2 protein-coding genes are annotated in these 1109 nt (G+C 67.8%); one reads left to right on the top strand and one right to left on the bottom strand.

All coding sequences use genetic code 11. The features are described 5' to 3' along the window. Positions 1-71 precede the first annotated feature (71 nt). Complete coding sequence (locus ACFW9D_RS27230) at positions 72-482, bottom strand: rodlin (RefSeq protein WP_188337575.1); 411 nt, start codon at positions 480-482, stop codon at positions 72-74. A gap of 170 nt (positions 483-652) precedes the next feature. Between ACFW9D_RS27230 and ACFW9D_RS27225 the strand changes: the two genes are divergently transcribed. Continuing rightward, complete coding sequence (locus ACFW9D_RS27225) at positions 653-1063, top strand: rodlin (RefSeq protein ID WP_384625902.1); 411 nt, start codon at positions 653-655, stop codon at positions 1061-1063. Positions 1064-1109: the final 46 nt, after the last annotated feature.

Here is a 1109-nt window from a genome sequence, read left to right as displayed (position 1 = left end):
CTGAGGCGTCCGGGGCGTAAAACGGCGTCGGGCCGCCGTAAGACCGGCGGCCCGACCTGATCGGGGTGTGATCAGTGGTTGCCCGCACCGTTGCCGGACAGGACCGGGATGTCGTCCAGGATGTGCGAGAGAGCCTCGTCGCCCTTGGCCTGCGTCGAGTTCTCCGTGCACTGCTGGTTCTGCGGGGAGGACAGGACGTTGACGTCCTGGACCGAGATCGGCACGACGCCGAGGATCGAGCCGGCGTTGACCTTGGCGGGCAGGCCGATGCAGGGCTTGTTCAGCGAACCCTGGATGAGCGCCATCTGCGGGCTCATGTTGCCGTAGGTGGCCGAGTTGCCGTAGGCCTGCGAGGCGCCGTTGCCGGACAGCGACGTGGTGCCGCCGTCGTTGCCGATGGCCAGGGCCGACGGGGCGGCCGCGGCCGACATACCGATGACCGACGCGGTGAGGGCCGCAGCGGCGGCCGCCTTCTTCATCATGGTGAGGGGTTCCCCTTCATTCGCTTTTGCTGGGAGGCACTCGGGTCAACTCCGCCGCACGCGATCGGTTGCGCACATTCGGGCATTCGAGTGAACCCGGAGAACCTCTCGGCACCTCGGGCAGTTGTCCCGGTCGCAGCAACCGGTGCCTGTTGAAAAGGAACAGACAAATGCTCAAGAAGGTTATGGCCACCGCCGCCGTCGCGGTCTCCGTCGTCGGCGTCTCGGCCGCGGGCGCTACCCAGGCCCTCGCCATCGGCGACGACACGGGCACGACGTCGCTGTCCGGCAACGGCGCCTCGCAGTCCTTCGGCAACTCGGTGACCGAGGGCGACATGAGCCCGCAGCTCGGCCTGGTCCAGGGTTCGCTGAACAAGCCCTGTGTCGGCCTGCCGGTCAAGGGCAACGTCGGCTCGATCGTGGGCGCCGTCCCGATCGCGGTCCAGGACATCAACGTCCTGTCGAACCCGCAGAACCAGCAGTGCACGGAGAACTCGACGCAGGCCAAGGGCGACGAGCCGCTGTCGCACATCCTCAGCGACATCCCGGTTCTCTCCGGCAACGGTGCGCACAACGGCTGATCCGTTCGACGCCCGGGCCTTCGTCGTGCGGAGCGGGGTGTGGGGA

The sequence above is a fragment of the Streptomyces sp. NPDC059524 genome, assembly GCF_042749255.1.
GTDB classification, from domain to species: domain Bacteria; phylum Actinomycetota; class Actinomycetes; order Streptomycetales; family Streptomycetaceae; genus Streptomyces; species Streptomyces xanthii.
This window is presented reverse-complemented; position numbering and strand designations above follow the sequence as displayed.

What these genes read in the sequence shown, in the direction of transcription:
- ACFW9D_RS27225 (WP_384625902.1), top strand. Translation starts at nt 653, where the DNA reads ATGCTCAAGAAGGTTATGGCCACCGCCGCCGTCGCGGTCTCCGTCGTC.
- ACFW9D_RS27230 (WP_188337575.1), bottom strand. Translation starts at nt 482, where the DNA reads ATGATGAAGAAGGCGGCCGCCGCTGCGGCCCTCACCGCGTCGGTCATC.